Genomic DNA, 476 nt, shown 5'->3' with positions numbered 1-476 from the left:
GCGAACTTCGCCATGATCAGGACGAAGACGAAGAGGTTGTCGACGCTCAGCGACTTCTCGGTGATGAAGCCGGCGAAGAACTCCTGGGACGCCTGGCCGTTGCCGAAGTACAGCAGGCCGAGGCCGAAGAGGCCGGCGAGCGCGATCCAGACGACCGTCCAGATGCCCGCTTCCTTCATGGATACGTCATGGGGCTTGCGGCCGATGAAGAAATCGGCGCCGATCAGGATGCTCAGACCGAGAATGGTCAGCAACCACATGTTGAATGAAACGTCCACTGTCTACACGCCTCCGGCGGGATGGCTCAGCACTTCGTCAGCGTCATCGCTGCCGGAGGTCTCTTCCACCCGGATGGCCTGGAGGCCTCGGGCCGGCGCCCCGGGACCGATCGCGGTCCGTATTGACGGGTACGCCGTAGCAGGTAGCAGGAATACTCCCCTCCGCGTGCACCACAGTACCGGGCGAACCGGGCAAAG

General features: G+C 63.0%; 1 pseudogene. It reads right to left on the bottom strand.

The features are described from left to right. Positions 1–278, bottom strand: a pseudogene (locus tag G3I71_RS47045) (TerC family protein); the annotation flags it as partial. Between the last annotated feature and the right edge of the window lie 198 nt (positions 279–476).

It is taken from the genome of Streptomyces sp. SID12501 (assembly GCF_010550245.1).
Classification (GTDB): domain Bacteria; phylum Actinomycetota; class Actinomycetes; order Streptomycetales; family Streptomycetaceae; genus Streptomyces.
The sequence above is the reverse complement of the archived record's forward strand: the minus strand, read 5'-3'. Positions and strand labels throughout refer to the sequence as shown.